Origin of the sequence: Demequina sp. B12 (genome assembly GCF_028823635.1) — a bacterium.
Taxonomy (GTDB): domain Bacteria; phylum Actinomycetota; class Actinomycetes; order Actinomycetales; family Demequinaceae; genus Demequina.
On the sequence record NZ_JAPEHU010000002.1, the window covers coordinates 39,509 to 55,023 of the forward strand.

Here is a 15,515-nt window from a genome sequence, read left to right on the forward strand (position 1 = left end):
TTTGCGGATCTATCAGGTGTTGTACTGCCGTCAGTTCAAGCGTGGCCGCACCGCGTTTGAGCCTCCATTTCCCGCATGCGTGCGCCCCTGGGAGCGGCGTCACTGTGTGCTGCCTTGAAACGGGTCACATGGCCGATGAGGGGTGCCGGGAGGTGGTGAGCCTCGGGTGGAGGGGGACCCGGGGCTTGACCTTTGACAGCAAACGACGGTGCCCCCGGCACCGCGCTGAGGGAGATTCACATGACGTCCACGCACACGGCCGTAGGCCGCTGGCGGGAAACTCGTCACCTTGTTCGTGTGGCCGTGGCGGCCCTGATGGTGGCCGCGTTGTCGGTCCTGGGTTTGCAGGCGGTTCCTGCGCAGGCCGCGACCGCTGGTGTCACGTTGTCCATCGAGTACGGGGGCCAGACCTACAACGGCGATGCGCTGGTTGAACCCGGCCAGACGTACACTGCCCGCCTGCAGTACTCGGTGCCGCAGTTAACGCCGGGCGGTTCGGTGACGGTGCAGGTTCCGGATGGCATCACCGTGCCTGCGGGGGCGCTGACTGTGCCCAGCGGCAACACGATTGTGGAGTCGTTGGCGTTGGATAGTGACGGCAACGTGGTGTTGACGTTCCAGAACCCTCTTGATGGCACTGTCGATCAGGGCGTGATCGCTTTTGACTTCCAGTTTGACGCCCCGTCGACGGGCACGGGATATCGCACTGTCACGTGGACGGTGGGGGAACAGACCGTCAGCGTGGATCTCATTGTGCGGGAGCCTGGCGACGAGCTACGCCCCGCGCTGACCAACACGACTGCGAAGTCTGTGGGCACGCATCGGCTCAACTCTGCGGTGACCCGTGACGCTGCCGGACAGGTGCAGCTCGCTCCTTCAGTGACCACCTTGCCTGTGCCCTACACGTTGCGGGTGGACAGCGTGGAGGCACGGTCCGGCGTGGATGTGGTCGACACGTTGAGTGACTACCTGCGCTACGACGCCACCACGTTCTATGGCTCGATCGTGACGTGGGACGCGGATGGCTTCAACAGGACCAGTGCGCCGTTCCCCTTGGGTACTCCTGTGGTGTCGGGTGACTCGGTCACCTTTGCGAACCTGGATTTGCCTGCGAACTCGCGTCTGTACATCACATACAACGCGTATGTGCGGTCCGAACGTGTCGCTGACCTTCGGGCCGCGCTTCAGGCAGCGGCCGATGCCATCGACCCTGTCAAGGGAGGCTCTTACACGCAGCCGCTGGCCAATCAGGTCACCGCTGGGGGCGTGAGCGCCCGGGTGCAGACCACCATTGGCGGGCGTATCGCGGCAGAGCCCACGCCAAGCCTGAGCTCCGCGTTCCAGAAGCGTTCCAACCTGGCTAGCCAAGTCATGGTGGAAGTGACCGATGCAGGCGAGCTTTCCGCTCCCGTGGTGGTGAACTACACCTTGCGCGCCAATCTCACTCGGTTCGCGGACTTTGTGGGCACCCGCCACGAGTTGTCCCGCAACGTCGTCCTCACGGACACGCTGCCGCAAGCCGCCGTGTGGAACCTGGACTCGAGCGCGATCTCCGCAAACGGGTTTGTCCTGACCCCAGCATCGGCCACCTGTGAAGCCGCTGCGGACTTCAGTGATGACGTGTGCGTGAACCAGTACCGCTTCACTGACGCGGGTCAGACGCTCGAGGTGAACTTTGGGCAGGACGTCACCGCGAACATGTCCGTCACCGCGGAGGCCGCCTGGCATTCGTTCCAGGGTTTGTCTGCGGACCACGATCCGGACGGTTTGCCTCAGGTGCAGACGCGGTACCGCATCATCAACGACGGCTACTTCGACTACAGCGACGACAAGAGCCACTACCGCGCACGGCACACACGCTCGCTGCTGGTGCCCAGGCCTCCCGGCAGCGTCATTGACGACCCCACGGAGTTTGCTAAGACCACGGACGGCTCGTTTGTGTTGCGCCCGGGGGAATCGGCGCACGTGCCCTACACCTTCACCATCGCCAACGGTGCGGTGCCGAACCTGAACCAGGCGCGTTTCATCGATGAGGTGGACACCACGGTGTTCGACATCAGCGATCTAGAAGCGATCCGAGCCTCGATCGTGGGCACCTATGACGGACGTTCGGGCCTGTCGGGGGACGACTTCACTGTGGTCCGCAGCGGTGACTCGTTGGTGTTCACGCTGTCGGACACGTTCGGCTCGGCAGTGGCTGGCGGCGTTGACCTGGCCGCTCCGGTGACCAAGCGTCTTCAGTACAGCTTTGCGCTACCCACCCATCCCGTAGAAGGCAAGCAGACCGTTCACCTCACCAACACGGCGCGTGTCGAAGCCGATGACGTGGAGTCGTACACGTGGGTATCGGAAGCCACTGGTCGGGCATCGACGTATGGCGACGAGCTGGAAGTAGAGAAGGTTCTGTACTCCGGCCAGGGTGAGTGGACACGCAACCTGCGTGTAGAGCTCACCCCAGATGGATCGCTTGCACAGGACACCTTCATTTACCGCGTGAACCTGATTCCGCACGGTGACTACTCGGGCGTGCGGATTATCCCGTTGGAGGATGTGATCCCCGAAGGCTTGACCTTTGAGGGGTTTGTCGCTGATGGCGACCTCGACGCAGGTACGGTGTCCAGCACCACGACTACTTCCATGGGCGGCAACGTTTCGGCAACCTGGAACGCGGCTGACTCGACCGTTGAGATTGAGCAAATGCCCGGCACCACACTGCCCGCCGGCGCGTCCGTGGGCGTGAACTTCAAGGTGACTGTCGATGACTTCACCGAGAACGTCCCCGTGGTCAACCGCATCGGCTCTGCAACAGCCACCATCACGCCTTCCGACGGCTACCCGCTGATGGTGGTGAAGGCTGACTCGGAGCGGCCTGAGGTGCGGATCACGGACCGTGACGCGCGTTTCACCGTGACCGGCCCTGACAACCAGGTCATCACGGAAGACGCGTTCGTTGTTGACGGCCAGCTCATGGTGGAAGACGCCGCCGGTGCCGACAGCGCGATTGTCATTCCGGAAGACCCAGCCATGCCGGGTGGAATCCCCGCAGGGCGTTACGCGATCACGGAGACGGTCGCACCCCAGGGCTACGCACTCGCGACAGCGCCCGTGTATGCCACGATCACGGATACGGGAACCTCCGCTCCGGTGACGCTGTTCAATGACCCCGTTGAGCCCACGACGACTCCCAGCCAGGAGCCCACACCTGAGCCCACTGGAGGCTCCAGTGTGGAGCCCAGCCCGGTTCCAACCGTGGAGCCCACAGTTGTTCCGAGCGTTGATCCGACGCCCGGACAGCCGCATGAAACGCAGACTCCTGCACCGGAGTCTGACGGTGATGCGGATCAGGGGGGAACCCAGCTGGCCAGCACCGGTGTGCAGGCCACTGGATTGGTCCTGGCAAGCACCCTTCTGCTTGCGCTTGGATTTGGGTTGATGGCATTGCGCCGCCGTCACTAGATCTAGCAGGACCCTTGGACGACCACAGCCACCCTCCCGGCTGTGGTCGTCCTTGTTTTTTCTTGACAGTGGGAATAGCGGCGTCGTAGCCGTGGTTAAATCCCTCCATGAGCGTTACCTCGACTAGCACCCTGTCACGCCTCCCGCACCGCGGGCTCGGCATGATGTGCTGTCGTGCCGCCATGATGTGTTGTTGCTGACAACACCGCTCTGCTGAGCGAGCCGCTGAGAAAGCTCCCCACCTGGCCAGTCCAGGTGCGTGTGTAGCCCTGCGGCACCCCTGGCTCCCGTAGCCGTCCTGGCTCCTACAGCCTCACATGTATGCGCGCCACCCTTGCGTGGTGAGTGTCCCCATCTGTATCCGTCGTTGTACCCCACCCAAGCATCGGCCCGTGTGAGCGTTCTTGTGAACGTTGTGCACTGGTGATCCCAGTGGGCCGATGCGCCCCCTCCCGCCCTACGAAAGGCACCTGACATGAAGACTCGTTTTGCTCTCCCCGCTGCGCTGGTGGCGTCCGCTCTGGCCCTCACCGCTTGCTCTGCCGCTGACTCCGACGCGGACCCCACTGCGATCGGCAGCGCCGCCGCTGGTACTGACACGTCGCTGACGGACATTCAGGAGGCGGGTGTCATCGTGGTCGGCACGGAAGGCACGTACCGTCCGTTCACCTTCCACGCCGATGGCACCGGTGAGTTGACCGGATACGACGTCGAGGTGTCGCGCGCTGTGGCAGCGGTACTGGGCGTTGAGATCCAGTTCGAGGAGACCCAGTGGGATGCACTGCTGACCGGTCTTGAGGCAGGCCGCTTTGACGCCGTGGCCAACCAGGTGGGCGTCACTCCTGAACGTGAAGAGGTGTACGAGTTCTCCGCGCCTTACACGTTCTCCAACGGTGTGGTGGTGGTCCGCGATGACTACAACGAGATCAGCTCCTGGGATGACATCGAAGGCAAGACCCTGGCGCAGTCGCTCACGTCCGCGTTCGGCACTTTGGCGAAGGAGTCTGGCGCCAACATTGAAGCGATCGAAGGCTGGGCTCAGTCGGTGGAACTGCTCAACCAGGGCCGCGTGGACGCCACCATCAACGACAAGCTCACCTGGCTGGACTACAAGCTCGAAACCGGAGCCGAAGGACTGAAGGTTGCGTTGGAAACGGACGAGGGTTCGCGTAGCGCCTTCGCGTTTGCCGGCGGTGACGAAGCACTTGCCCAGGCAGTGACCGATGCCCTGGCTACTCTGGAAGCAGACGGCACGCTCGCCGAGCTGTCGCAGCAGTTCTTTGGTGACGACGTTTCTGTGGAGTCTGCTTCCTAATGGACATTGACTGGTCCCTGTTCTGGGATTCCCTAGGACCCCTGGCGCTAGCAGCGGTTGCTGGCACCATTCCGCTTGCGCTGGCATCGTTCGCGCTGGGCATGGTGTTGGCGGTGGGAGCGGCGCTCGCGCGCCTGTCCCGCAACCGTCTAGTGTCTGCGCTGGCGCGGCTGTACATTTCCGTGATTCGCGGAACGCCGCTGCTGGTGCAGTTGTTTGTGGTGTTCTATGGACTGCCGTCATTGGGACTGGTCATTGATCCCTGGCCCAGCGCCATCATTGCTCTGTCGCTCAACGTGGGTGGTTACGCCGCGGAAGTGGTGCGAGCCGCCATCTTGTCCGTTGACAAGGGCCAATGGGAAGCGGCCTACATGGTGGGGATGTCACGACGCACGGCCCTGAGGCGGGTCATCCTGCCTCAGGCCGCGCGTGTGGCAGTCCCGCCGCTGTCCAACACCTTCATTTCTTTGGTGAAAGACACCTCGTTGACGTCGCTGATTCTGGTCAGCGAAATGTTCCGCAAAGCCCAAGAGATCGCGGCCTTCACTCAGGAGTTCATGCTCCTGTACATCGAGGCCGGCATTGTGTACTGGGTGATCTGCCTGGCGCTCTCGTCCGGTCAGTTGCGGATTGAAAGGAGGCTGGAACGCCATGTCGCAGTTGCCTGATCAGCCCGTCACTGGCGGCGCGCCGTTGCTATCTGTCGCTGGAGTTTCCAAGGCCTTTGGTGACAACCAGGTGCTTCAGTCCGTTGACTTGACCGTTGAACGCGGTGAAGTGGTCGCCATCATTGGCGCCTCCGGCTCCGGCAAAACCACGCTGCTGCGCTGCCTCAACGGACTAGAGACGCCCGATGCCGGAGTAGTGCGGGTAGGCGACGTGTCCGTGGACTTTGGGGCCGGGTTTGCTGGACGTGGGGGAGCGAAGGCGCTGGAGCGGGCACGTGGCACCCTGCGCGACCAGTCCGCCATGGTGTTCCAGCACTACAACCTGTTCCCTCACCGCACCGTCATTGAGAACGTGGTCGAAGGCCCCGTGGTGGTGCAGGGGCGGGCGCGGGAGGACGCGTTAGAAGATGCCCGCGCCCTGTTGGAGCGCGTGGGGCTTGGCGACAAGGCCGATGCCTATCCTCACCAGCTTTCCGGCGGCCAGCAGCAGCGCGTAGGCATTGTGCGCGCGCTGGCGTTGAAGCCTGAACTGCTGCTGTTCGACGAGCCCACGTCAGCGTTGGACCCCGAGCTCGTGGGCGACGTGCTGCTGCTTATGCGCGACCTGGCCGCCGAGGGCTGGACCATGGTGGTAGTCACCCACGAACTGCAGTTCGCCCGCGAGGTGGCTTCCAAGGTGGCGTTCGTGGACTCCGGCGCTGTGCTGGAAATGGGGCCGCCCGCCCAGGTGCTGGGCGCTCCCCAGGAAGAGCGGACCCAACAGTTTGTGCGGCGGCTGACGCATCCGTTGTAGCGGGTGTGGTGTGCGGTTCGCTGGTGCTTGTGGCGCGTCGATGGTCGCTTAGCGGTGGGGTCGTAGTCGCCTAGCGGCGGCGTAGGTTCTCGCCTGCCGGCGCCGCGAGCGTGTGCCGCTGGCCAAACAGGTCCGCGCGCCCGTAGTCCGCGAACTGCACCGTGACCCGGTTGGGGTCTGCTTCCACGATGCTCACGTTGATCCACGCGCCCTCATGTAGCAACTCCCAGGGGTCGGCCAGGGCGCTGAGGCCGTGGGCGTGCAAGTAGTCGACGGCTTGGTCGTGCGGGCGTGGAGCGGCAAGCGCCGTTCCGAAGACCGTGCACGGCGACCACAGTTCGCTGTCCCCGACGATGACTCCCACGAGTTCGCCGTCTTCCCTGTGGACTGGCCTGTGTTCCTGCCAGTTCACGGGCGTGGTGCGGGCGATGGCCTGGTCTGTCGATGGCATGCGCTCGATCCTAAAAGTTGACACTATGTGAAGGTCAAGGGTGAAGGCCGCATGGGCCGTGAGGGGGAGTGTCCGTGGATCTGTCGATAGGTCAGGTTGCCAAGCGCACGGGGGTCTCGGCGCGCATGTTGCGCCACTACGACCATCTGGGGCTGTTCCCACCTTCCCGAGTCAGCGACAACGGATACCGCTGGTACGGGGTGGAAATGCTGCCGCGTCTCTACCGCATCGTCTCCCTGCGCCGGGCTGGTGTGGGCCTTGGTGAGATTGCTCGCATCCTTGACGAGCACACCAGTGAAGCCGATGCGCTGCGTCAGCACCTTGCCGAGGTGAGAGCGGAGCAGGCGCGTTTGGAGGTGTTGGCGGCGTCGATTGAGGAGCAGATTGCGCGGTTGGATGGGGCGCGAGTGGAAGACCCGGAGGCGTTGCGAGGTGAGTATCGCCGCGAGTTTGCCCAGCTGGTTGACCGTTTGAAGATCCAGTACCCAGCGGGGCTGGTGGAGTCCTACGCGGCCTATGCGCGTGGAATGGAATCCATGTCTGTGGCCGACATTGAGCACGTGGTGGCGGCCTCTGCGGAGGTGATGAGTCGACTCGCGGAGATGGCGAGGCGAGGTGTGTCCGTGGACTCTGACGAGGCCCAGCGCGGTGTGGCCGACCACTACGCATTGCTTACTCAGTCGGTGCCGCTGTCCGTTGACGCCTACGGCGCGTTAGGGCGGTCGTATGTGGACGATCCACTGCAGCATTCGATTGTGGTGTCTTTTGGAGGCGAGTTGCCCGAGTGGCTGCGGCAGGCGATCGAGGTGTTCGCTGGACGGTAGGTCTCTTGGCGGATGCTGCCGGGATGCGGGGCCTCGGAGCGAACGTTAGCCTCCGACTATGGCGATCAAGTTGGAGAATGTCGGGATCGCGGTCCGTGACCTGGACCAGGCGATCAACTTCTTTGTAGACCTAGGTCTCACCGTCATGGGGCGGGACGAGGTCAGCGGCGAGTGGGCCTCCACCGCAGTGGGCTTGGACGGCAATCACGCCAAGATCGCGATGCTCCAAACACCGGACGGGCAGGGCGTCATTGAGTTGTTCCAGTACCTGCATCCCGAACCGATTGAGCGCGAGCCCGTCGCTCCCAACGAGGTTGGGATGCACAGGGTGGCTTTCTCAGTAGGTGACATCGACGCCGCGTTGGAGATCGCCGCACGGCACGGATGCCACCCACTGCGCGGTGTTGCCACCTATGGCGATGTGTACAAGTTGACGTATGTGCGCGGCCCCAGCGGGATTATCGTGATGCTGGCGCAGGCGTTGTGAGGCTTGGGCACTTTGGACTGGCTGTCGCGGTGGGTAGGCGTCGACTACGCAACTGGCAGGGTGTGCTCATTCCGTCTTGGGTGGCGAGTCGCTAGATTGGCTCCACACCCGTGTGCGGGCCTACCGAGGGGGAAGTGTGTAGGCAGAAATTGTGGGAAGCGTCCAGACGTTTGGCATATCGAGCATGGGTGTCTTCGTACTGGCACTCATGGCACTTGTGATCGTTGACATTGCACGCGGCGAGCCGAGGGTGGCTCCCAAGTGGGTCTGGGTTGGCATTACGGTCTTCCTCTTTCCGATCGGCCCGGTCCTCTACTTGCTGTGGGGGCGGCGGCGTCGGCACGTCCGAGAGGTCCAGCCTTGACAGTCCAGTAGAGCCTCGAAGGGAGCAACTCGTCAGCACACCCCCACGGTAGGAGTGTGAGTTGTGCGTCCAGGTCGTTCTGGACCGCGCCAAGTGCAGGGCGCGCTACATTGCCGGCATTTGTGGGATGGACGCTCCGGGCATAATCGCGGTCAAATCGTGGTAGATCGATTCCAGGGTTTCAGTAGCATTCCGGACGGCCTTAGTGTCCGGCGCACCCTGCTCAAGCTCCTGTTCGACCTCGACGAGGACCGGCACGAGTCCCATCAACGCTTCCAGGTCAGACGGATCCTTCTCAACGCTAGATGGGTGCCGTACGACCGAGATGACGAACGACCGTAGGCGCCTGGCCCATGCAGCGAGATCATCCGATTCGACGAGTCCGAGCGACCGCTGCAAACGCTTCAGCGTCTCATCGCCAGAGCGGTTGAGGGCGCGATCGATGCGTGCATCGAGGTGGGCAACTGTCTGGGTCAAGTACTCGATTTGCTCGGCGGCAGGATTGTCAGATTGCCGCAGTGACACCAAGTCTGCAGTGCGAGATACTGGAGTCTCAGCGGATTCAGGGTGGTCGAGTGCGTAACGCGCCGCCTTGTCAATCGCAGCCACTGCCTTTGCCGCCTCGTCCACGACAACCCCGTACCGAATGACGCGTGAGTCTTTGATGTCAAACCTCGGGAGTTCTCCCGGCTTCGCGATGTGGATGGTGGGCTTGCGAAACGCATGCGCGATGGCGAGCTCGTAGTACACATTTGGGTTCGCGCCAGTCAGATCGGCCACAACCAGTTTCGCGTCGAGTATCGCCTTCACAATTGCCGGAGTAACTTCACCGGGGTTGGCGTCGCCGTCGGCACGGCGAACATCGGTAACGTGCGCCGGCACCAATGCGGGGGTGAGGATGTGATTCATGACTAGGTCACTGTTCTTGCGTTCTGGTGACTCGTCGTCACCAATCGGAGAAATGAAGAAGCAATCCTCGCGCGGAGCGTCCTGCGGCACTGACATGGCCTTCCGTCGGGCTGATGGTGTTGCGTCGAACCTTAGCGCTTGACTTGATTTAGCAACATAACTCGGCGACCGTTTCTGACCAGTCGGGGGCTTCGATTCGATACCGGAGGCCCAAGCGGTGGAGCGTGCCTGGTCCACGCACACCTGGAACGAAGCACTCGTGTGCCCTACCCCCGCGTGAACACCTCAAACCGCTCGGCCAGGCGCTCGCGGTCGGGCTGTTCCGCACGCCGCGCAGGCAACGTAATCTTCACGCCGTGCATTTCCTGCAAGCCGTGCCGCAGCATCGGCCCGTCTACTTCGTCTAGCAGGCGTGCGTTGATCCGGATCTCGTAGTCAGGGGAGACGCCCAGGAAGTTGGCGTCGTAGGCGGCGTGGTGGATCTTGCACATTGCCATGCCGTTAGTCACCGTGGCGTCCCCAGAATGCGAAGAGTCTGCAGTGATGTGGGCGGCGTCCAATAGCTCGCCGTGTTTGAAGCGGCAGACGGTGCATTGGGTGTCGTAGGCGCGCATCACCATGGCGCGGAATGCAGGCTGATGCACCCGGCGCTTCGCCAGGTACTCGGCGTAGCCTCGCTCCACCACGGACGCCTCGCCTGGAGAGAACCCAGATAGTTCCTCCAAGCTGATCAACACGTGGGATTCGGCTTCATTGACGTGAGCCACGCGAGCGGGATACACGATTTGGTAGACGTTCGGCTGCAGTTTCCGGAACAGCAAAACCGGAACACCAAGCCGGTGAGCCGCGATGAGTTTGCGGTTGTCTCCGCCACTACCGCCAGCACGGAAGTCGTAGCGCCAGATGCCCGGCGAAACCTCTTCATCCGCGTATGGGCCATCTGCAGAGGAGACCACACTTAACGTGGCCTCAAGCGGCTTGGGGTTGCGAATGCCACGCGAACGGTCAATCAAGGGCATCGACTCACCGCCCACTGTGAAGTCCAGCAGTTCCTGACGGCTCACAATCGAAGACGACAGAAACCGCGCGGCCACCTCATCAAAGATCTGCCCCCGCAAAGCCGCACTCACCGGTGATTCCATTCCCGCAGCTTGCCGTAACTTGCCTCGCAAAGCTAGCGCGCGCATCGGCCCGGCAAAATCCAGCCCAGCCAAACCGCACATAAGCCATCAAACCTGGCATTCGTGGGAATGCCGCCGCGCTGCTGTTCGTTGCCAGAACATGAGCACTGTGGGCATCATTGGCGCTGGCAACATTGGGTTCAACGTCGCAAAGGCGGCGATCGCGGCGGGGCACAGGGTGGTGATCTCGAACTCGCGCGGACCGGACACGCTTCACGACACCATCGACCAGTTGGGGCATAGTCACGCCAGAGCCGCGACCGTGGAAGAAGCCGCCAGGGCAGGGGACCTCGTGCTTGTGGCTGTCCCGCTTCACGCCATTCGGGACCTGCCGCGGGAGCCCCTGGAGGACACCGTGGTCCTAGACGCCACCAACTACTATCCAGAACGCGACGGCCGCATCGCCACGCTCGACAGCAACCTGTCCACCACCAGTGAACTCCTGCAACGCCACCTGCCCCACAGTCACGTAGTGAAGGCGTTCAACCACATCAACGCTAAAGACATCCCCGCCCACGGACTCCCCGCCGGCACAGAAGACCGCCGTGCCCTCGCCATCGCAGGCGCAGACCCCGGAGCGAAAGCCGTGGTGCGAGCATTTCTCGACACCCTGGGCTACGACGCCGTTGACCTTGGCGGGCTTTCCAAGTCGTGGCGCGTGGAGCGAGACACCCCGGCATACGGCGTCCGCATGAACGCCGAACAGCTCAAAGAAGCGGTCGCGACCACCAAACGCGTGCATCAGCACTAGCGGGAGCACCCGCACGCCCGTGGTGCGGGAGGAACTCAGGGCATCGTTCGTCCTTAAGAACGATTCGAGCCCGTAGCCCTACCGGATGTCGGAGGGCCGTCTTACTCTGTTGTGATGCGCCGGAGATCCTGGCGCGTTCACCGAGGAGGGGCAACGTGGCAGAACTTGCCATTGAGACTCACGGCCTGGTCAAGACTTACGGCGAAACCAGGGCCGTTGATGGGATTGACCTTGCGATTGAACGTGGCGGAGTCCACGGCTTTCTAGGCCCCAACGGGGCAGGAAAAACTACGGCGATCCGGATGCTCGCCACCCTCATTAGGGCCGATGCCGGCACAGGCACCGTTCTTGGCTACGACATTGCGCGTCAAGCCGACGAGGTTCGCTCCCGTGTGTCGCTCACCGGCCAGTTTGCGTCCGTCGACGAAGACCTGACAGGCCGCGAGAACCTGCGCCTCATCGCGAAGTTGTACGGATTCGGTGGCGCGGGCGCGACCAAACGTGCAAACGAGCTACTCGAAGCGTTTGGCTTGGCAGAGGCCGGCGACCGAGTCGTCAAGAAGTACTCCGGAGGAATGCGCAGGCGCATCGACATTGCCGCGTCGATCGTGGTGACACCGGAACTGCTGTTCCTGGACGAACCCACCACCGGACTAGACCCACGCAGTCGCAATGAGGTGTGGGACATCGTGCGCGCCATGGTGGACTTTGGCACCACCGTGATGCTCACCACCCAGTACCTGGACGAGGCCGACCAACTGGCCGACCGCATCTCCGTGATCGACACCGGCAAGATCATCGCCGAAGGCACCGCCACGGAACTCAAAGCCTCTGTGGGATCCGGCACGCTTCACGTGCGTGTCATGGACCGCGACCAGCGTGACAATGCGCGTAGTTTGCTGACGCGCGAGCTGGACGTCCCCGTTGATGTGACTGCCGACCCGCAAGCGCTCACTGCAGCGATTGACGATCGCGGCCGCGTCACGCGTGCCCTCACAGCGTTGGATGAATCAGGCATCGGCATTGCTCAGTTCTCGCTCGGTCAACCCAGTTTGGATGAAGTGTTCCTTGCGCTGACCGGCCACGCCGCGGACGAACCGACCACCCAAGAGGAGGACGCAGCATGAGTACCGAAGAAGCTGTCGCTCCTGTTGAGCGTGCGCCTCAAGCCCACGCCATTGCATCGGCGCTGTCCTCGACCGAACGCCCAGCCCGCCCCAGCGCGCTGTCGACGTCCGTGACGTTTGGCTGGCGTGCACTCCTGAAGATCAAGCACGTGCCCGAGCAACTGTTCGACGTCACGGTGTTCCCCGTCATCATGACTCTGCTGTTTACGTACCTCTTTGGTGGTGCGATTGCAGGATCCGTGTCCGAGTACATCGCGTACATCGCCCCCGGTGTGCTGGTGCAGTCAGTCCTGTTCATCACTATGTACACCGGCACCACGCTGCGGACAGACATCGATAAGGGCGTGTTTGACCGGTTCCGCTCGCTGCCCATCTGGCGTCCGTCGCCCCTGGTCGGCATGCTGCTGGGAGACGCCGTACGGTTCATTGTTGCCGCGATCGTGACGTCGATCGTGTGCCTGCTGATTGGGTGGCGTCCCGGTGGTGGCTTTGTAGGAGTGGTGCTTGGCGTCGCGCTGCTGCTGGTGTTCGCATTCTCGCTGGGATGGATCTGGACGTTCCTGTCACTGATCCTCCGCACACCCGGAGCCATCATGGGTGTCGCCAGCTTTGTGTTGATGCCGCTGCTGTTCGGTTCCAACATCTTCGTGGACCCTTCCACCATGCCCGGCTGGTTGCAAGCCTGGGTGGACGTCAACCCTGTGTCGGACCTGGTGACCGCAGTTCGCGCGCTGATGAACGGCACCGAGCTGGGCAGCGAACTAGGGATCACCTTGCTGTGGTCCGCGGTGCTGGTGAGCGTCTTCGGCTCCCTGACCATGTGGAAATACCGCAACCCGCGCTAACAATCCGAGGTGTTGGGAAGTCCTCTCCGGCGTGTCTTGACCAGACACGCCGGAGAGCCCGGCGCGGCGTCCAGAGCATGCCCACAAATGCGGCAAAATCTTCCGGTGACTTCTGCGCTCGACCTCGAACTCCGTACCTACTTCCGCACCCTTGACGCCGCCCTGGCCGACTTCGCACTGCCGCTAGGAGCGGTCGACAAAGTCCGCGATGTGACTCGCGGTCTGCGCTACGAACACATCTACATCCCCGAGTCCCGCTCGTACATTGCGCTCGAACCGCTCGGCGCAGAAAAGCCCGTGGCCTACATCACGTCCGTGTATGTGGCGCTCCACCCACAGGACGGCGAATCGCAGTGGATTGAGCTTCCCGGCGCCGTCGCCGACGGTCCTCTCAGCGGGAGCGGGGACACCCCTGCGGCAGCCGCGGCACCGGCAAAGCCCGTCAAGCCCGCAGAGCCCGTGATCCTGACATGCTCGTCCTGCTTCACCAACCTCCCCGCCACAGGAGTGTGCGACTACTGCTGACACGTGCGCGGGCGCTTCCGCGCTCGTTGTGTTGCGGGTCTGGGAGCGTCAATGCGTGGTCTAGTTTGTCCACAGATGCGCGGTTCCGCTTTCGCTTGAGTCCGTGCGTGGGTAGCGTGCCAAGGCATGGGGGAACCTCACATGCCACGAGTTCTTGTTACTTCCGCGCGCCGTGCTGGTGCTGTTGTAGCCGCAGTCGCGCTGCTGACGTTGACCGCGTGTACCGGGGGCGGCACTACTACTGCCACGCCTACGCCTGACGAGTCGCCTACTGCTGTCGTCACGGAGTCGCCCAGCGCTTCGCCTACACCTACCGCGTTAACCGAAGAGGACGTGCTCGCGGCGTTGCCTGAGGCCGCAAAGTCCGAGAGCTTCGATGGCGCGGTAGCATTCTCGGCTTTCATGGCAGGTGAGTCGCAAGCACTGGCGCGTACGGGAGATACGTCACTGTTCGCGTATCTTTCGGACGCTGGCTGTCAGTTCTGCCTGAGCGTGCTTGAGCGCGCGGAAGAGGATGCGCGGCTTGGCTTGACGATGGCCGGAGGCGAGCTTGAGTTCGATGTGTGGGGAGCGGGTCAGGGACTTCAGACTGACGGCACTTGGGTTGTCGACCTACCGATCGAAATTGCGGCCATGACCTACTTTGAGCCCGACGGGACAGTCGCCTCAGAGGTGCCCGCCGATTCTCTGGTTGGGCGGTTCCACATGGAATGGGGTGGGGAGAGGTTCTCGCTGCTCGAAGTCGCGACAGTTGATGAGAACTGATGTGGCGCGTCGTGCTCGGAAAGTCCTGCTCGCTGCTTGCCCTCATCCTTGCTCTTGTCGTTACTCCACCTGCGCATGCAGTCGCACCGGGGGACTGTGAAGGTACCTGCCTCGATCGATCGTGGCGGGGTAACACTTCTAAGAGCGACGTGGCTGTAGAACTCGAAGAAGTACTGCACGAAACTAGGCCGGTGGTCTCGTCAGGACCTCAGCCTAAGTTTGTGCGTGCTCCGATGTGTTTGGGCTGGTTCGCGGAGACGGAGGATCCGTTGTTGAACTCGCCTCCGGAGTTCTATGGTGTGGTGCCTTCGTGTCCTGGGACTGAGGTAGAGGTGCCTGCGGATATGTGTCCCAGTGGTGAGGCGGTCAGGGATCCGCTGTGGCAGTCAGACCCCGTGACCGACACTGCATACGGGCCATGGCGACGGGTGACCGGCTACACCTGCGCCACAGATCCGGTGCATGCGGCAGCGATCAACGCATGGCAGTCCATGACCATCACCCCACCCGGCTACACGTGGTGGCCAGGGGACGGATGGACCACCACCAGTTGGGGTTTGTTCCCCACCGTGGACGACACACCCCAAACAGTGACCGTGAACCTCGCTGGAACCGATGTGATGCTTCGTGCCACCCCCACACGCTGGGTGTGGACCCAAACAGACGGCACCACCCATCCCATGACACGTGCAGACTCATCCCAAGCAGACACCCCACCGGTAGCGTTCGCACGCGGACCAGAACGACGCACCCAACTGGCTCTCACCACCACGTGGGAGGGACATTACAGCCTCAACAACGCCACCACCTGGATCCAAGCACCAGGCACTGCCACCACCACCAACCCGCCACAAAGCCTGCACATCTACAACCCCAAACCACGCCTGGTGGACTGTGACCTCAACGGCCACTGCAACTCAGGACAAACCGCCCCCACCGGCCCAGTGCCCACCATCACCGACCCCGACGCAGACGGCACCGACAACCACACCATCCCCGACAACCACATCGAGGACTACCTCGAGAAGACCGGGGTAGGGCAGTCGCGTTAGCG

At 62.7% G+C, this 15,515-nt stretch carries 16 protein-coding genes; 13 read left to right on the forward strand and 3 right to left on the reverse strand.

The window, feature by feature from the left end; genetic code table 11:
* Positions 1–240 precede the first annotated feature (240 nt).
* From ON058_RS04635 to ON058_RS04650, 4 genes are all read left to right on the forward strand, one after another.
* Positions 241–3,456, forward strand: coding sequence for a SpaA isopeptide-forming pilin-related protein (locus tag ON058_RS04635; RefSeq protein WP_274667870.1), 3,216 nt, complete (start codon positions 241–243; stop codon positions 3,454–3,456).
* Positions 3,457–3,931: 475 nt separating this feature from the next.
* Positions 3,932–4,771 carry a transporter substrate-binding domain-containing protein gene (locus ON058_RS04640; protein ID WP_274667871.1) on the forward strand — a complete coding sequence of 280 codons (840 nt, stop codon included), beginning with the start codon at positions 3,932–3,934 and terminating at the stop codon, positions 4,769–4,771.
* Positions 4,771–5,439 carry an amino acid ABC transporter permease gene (locus ON058_RS04645; RefSeq protein ID WP_274667872.1) on the forward strand — a complete coding sequence of 223 codons (669 nt, stop codon included), beginning with the start codon at positions 4,771–4,773 and terminating at the stop codon, positions 5,437–5,439. The genes ON058_RS04640 and ON058_RS04645 overlap by 1 nt, the downstream gene beginning before the upstream one ends.
* Positions 5,423–6,232 (forward strand): amino acid ABC transporter ATP-binding protein, encoded by an 810-nt coding sequence (locus ON058_RS04650; RefSeq protein WP_274667873.1) that lies wholly within the window; start codon positions 5,423–5,425, stop codon positions 6,230–6,232. Before ON058_RS04645 ends, ON058_RS04650 begins: the two co-directional genes overlap by 17 nt.
* 70 nt (positions 6,233–6,302) lie before the next feature.
* Here the strand turns inward: ON058_RS04650 and ON058_RS04655 are convergent, their stop codons facing one another.
* A complete protein-coding gene (locus ON058_RS04655) occupies positions 6,303–6,683 on the reverse strand; it encodes a hypothetical protein (RefSeq protein WP_274667874.1) in 381 nt (126 codons plus the stop codon).
* A 74-nt stretch (positions 6,684–6,757) separates the two neighbouring features.
* Here ON058_RS04655 and ON058_RS04660 point away from each other — a divergent pair, with 74 nt between their 5' ends.
* The 3 genes from ON058_RS04660 to ON058_RS11140 all read left to right on the forward strand — a co-directional run bounded on the left by ON058_RS04660 (position 6,758) and on the right by ON058_RS11140 (position 8,358).
* Positions 6,758–7,507: a TipAS antibiotic-recognition domain-containing protein gene (locus ON058_RS04660; RefSeq protein WP_274667875.1), complete on the forward strand. Its 750-nt coding sequence runs from the start codon at positions 6,758–6,760 to the stop codon at positions 7,505–7,507.
* Between the two features lie 58 nt (positions 7,508–7,565).
* Positions 7,566–7,994 (forward strand): VOC family protein, encoded by a 429-nt coding sequence (locus ON058_RS04665; RefSeq protein WP_274667876.1) that lies wholly within the window; start codon positions 7,566–7,568, stop codon positions 7,992–7,994.
* Positions 7,995–8,202: 208 nt separating this feature from the next.
* Positions 8,203–8,358 carry a PLD nuclease N-terminal domain-containing protein gene (locus tag ON058_RS11140; protein ID WP_369334902.1) on the forward strand — a complete coding sequence of 52 codons (156 nt, stop codon included), beginning with the start codon at positions 8,203–8,205 and terminating at the stop codon, positions 8,356–8,358.
* A gap of 105 nt (positions 8,359–8,463) precedes the next feature.
* On the opposite strand, the gene ON058_RS04670 is transcribed toward ON058_RS11140, so the two are convergent.
* Together ON058_RS04670 and ON058_RS04675 are read right to left on the reverse strand one after the other, a co-directional pair.
* The gene (locus ON058_RS04670) at positions 8,464–9,363 is read right to left on the reverse strand and encodes a hypothetical protein (protein WP_274667877.1); all 900 of its coding nucleotides are present in this window, start codon (positions 9,361–9,363) and stop codon (positions 8,464–8,466) included.
* A 170-nt stretch (positions 9,364–9,533) separates the two neighbouring features.
* Entirely contained in the window at positions 9,534–10,397 is an 864-nt protein-coding gene (locus ON058_RS04675; RefSeq protein WP_274667878.1) for an HNH endonuclease, read from the reverse strand.
* A 31-nt stretch (positions 10,398–10,428) separates the two neighbouring features.
* Between ON058_RS04675 and ON058_RS04680 the strand changes: the two genes are divergently transcribed.
* The 6 genes from ON058_RS04680 (at position 10,429) to ON058_RS04705 (ending at position 15,513) form a co-directional block, all read left to right on the forward strand.
* Positions 10,429–11,199 (forward strand): NADPH-dependent F420 reductase, encoded by a 771-nt coding sequence (locus ON058_RS04680; protein ID WP_342452978.1) that lies wholly within the window; start codon positions 10,429–10,431, stop codon positions 11,197–11,199.
* Between the two features lie 155 nt (positions 11,200–11,354).
* Positions 11,355–12,326, forward strand: a complete 972-nt coding sequence (locus tag ON058_RS04685) for an ATP-binding cassette domain-containing protein (protein WP_274667879.1) — start codon at positions 11,355–11,357, stop codon at positions 12,324–12,326.
* Entirely contained in the window at positions 12,323–13,171 is an 849-nt protein-coding gene (locus ON058_RS04690) for an ABC transporter permease (RefSeq protein ID WP_274667880.1), read from the forward strand. Before ON058_RS04685 ends, ON058_RS04690 begins: the two co-directional genes overlap by 4 nt.
* 105 nt (positions 13,172–13,276) lie before the next feature.
* Complete coding sequence (locus ON058_RS04695; RefSeq protein ID WP_274667881.1) at positions 13,277–13,696, forward strand: hypothetical protein; 420 nt, start codon at positions 13,277–13,279, stop codon at positions 13,694–13,696.
* Between the two features lie 141 nt (positions 13,697–13,837).
* Positions 13,838–14,461, forward strand: a complete 624-nt coding sequence (locus ON058_RS04700; RefSeq protein ID WP_274667882.1) for a DUF6318 family protein — start codon at positions 13,838–13,840, stop codon at positions 14,459–14,461.
* 395 nt (positions 14,462–14,856) lie between these two features.
* A complete protein-coding gene (locus ON058_RS04705) occupies positions 14,857–15,513 on the forward strand; it encodes a hypothetical protein (RefSeq protein ID WP_274667883.1) in 657 nt (218 codons plus the stop codon).
* Positions 15,514–15,515 lie beyond the last annotated feature (2 nt).

Bases quoted from the DNA above. Each gene is read 5' to 3' on its own strand.
- ON058_RS04635 (WP_274667870.1), top strand. From the start codon at position 241: ATGACGTCCACGCACACGGCCGTAGGCCGCTGGCGGGAAACTCGTCAC.
- ON058_RS04640 (WP_274667871.1), top strand. From the start codon at position 3,932: ATGAAGACTCGTTTTGCTCTCCCCGCTGCGCTGGTGGCGTCCGCTCTG.
- ON058_RS04645 (WP_274667872.1), top strand. From the start codon at position 4,771: ATGGACATTGACTGGTCCCTGTTCTGGGATTCCCTAGGACCCCTGGCG.
- ON058_RS04650 (WP_274667873.1), top strand. From the start codon at position 5,423: ATGTCGCAGTTGCCTGATCAGCCCGTCACTGGCGGCGCGCCGTTGCTA.
- ON058_RS04655 (WP_274667874.1), bottom strand. From the start codon at position 6,683: ATGCCATCGACAGACCAGGCCATCGCCCGCACCACGCCCGTGAACTGG.
- ON058_RS04665 (WP_274667876.1), top strand. From the start codon at position 7,566: ATGGCGATCAAGTTGGAGAATGTCGGGATCGCGGTCCGTGACCTGGAC.
- ON058_RS11140 (WP_369334902.1), top strand. From the start codon at position 8,203: ATGGCACTTGTGATCGTTGACATTGCACGCGGCGAGCCGAGGGTGGCT.
- ON058_RS04670 (WP_274667877.1), bottom strand. From the start codon at position 9,363: ATGTCAGTGCCGCAGGACGCTCCGCGCGAGGATTGCTTCTTCATTTCT.
- ON058_RS04690 (WP_274667880.1), top strand. From the start codon at position 12,323: ATGAGTACCGAAGAAGCTGTCGCTCCTGTTGAGCGTGCGCCTCAAGCC.
- ON058_RS04700 (WP_274667882.1), top strand. From the start codon at position 13,838: ATGCCACGAGTTCTTGTTACTTCCGCGCGCCGTGCTGGTGCTGTTGTA.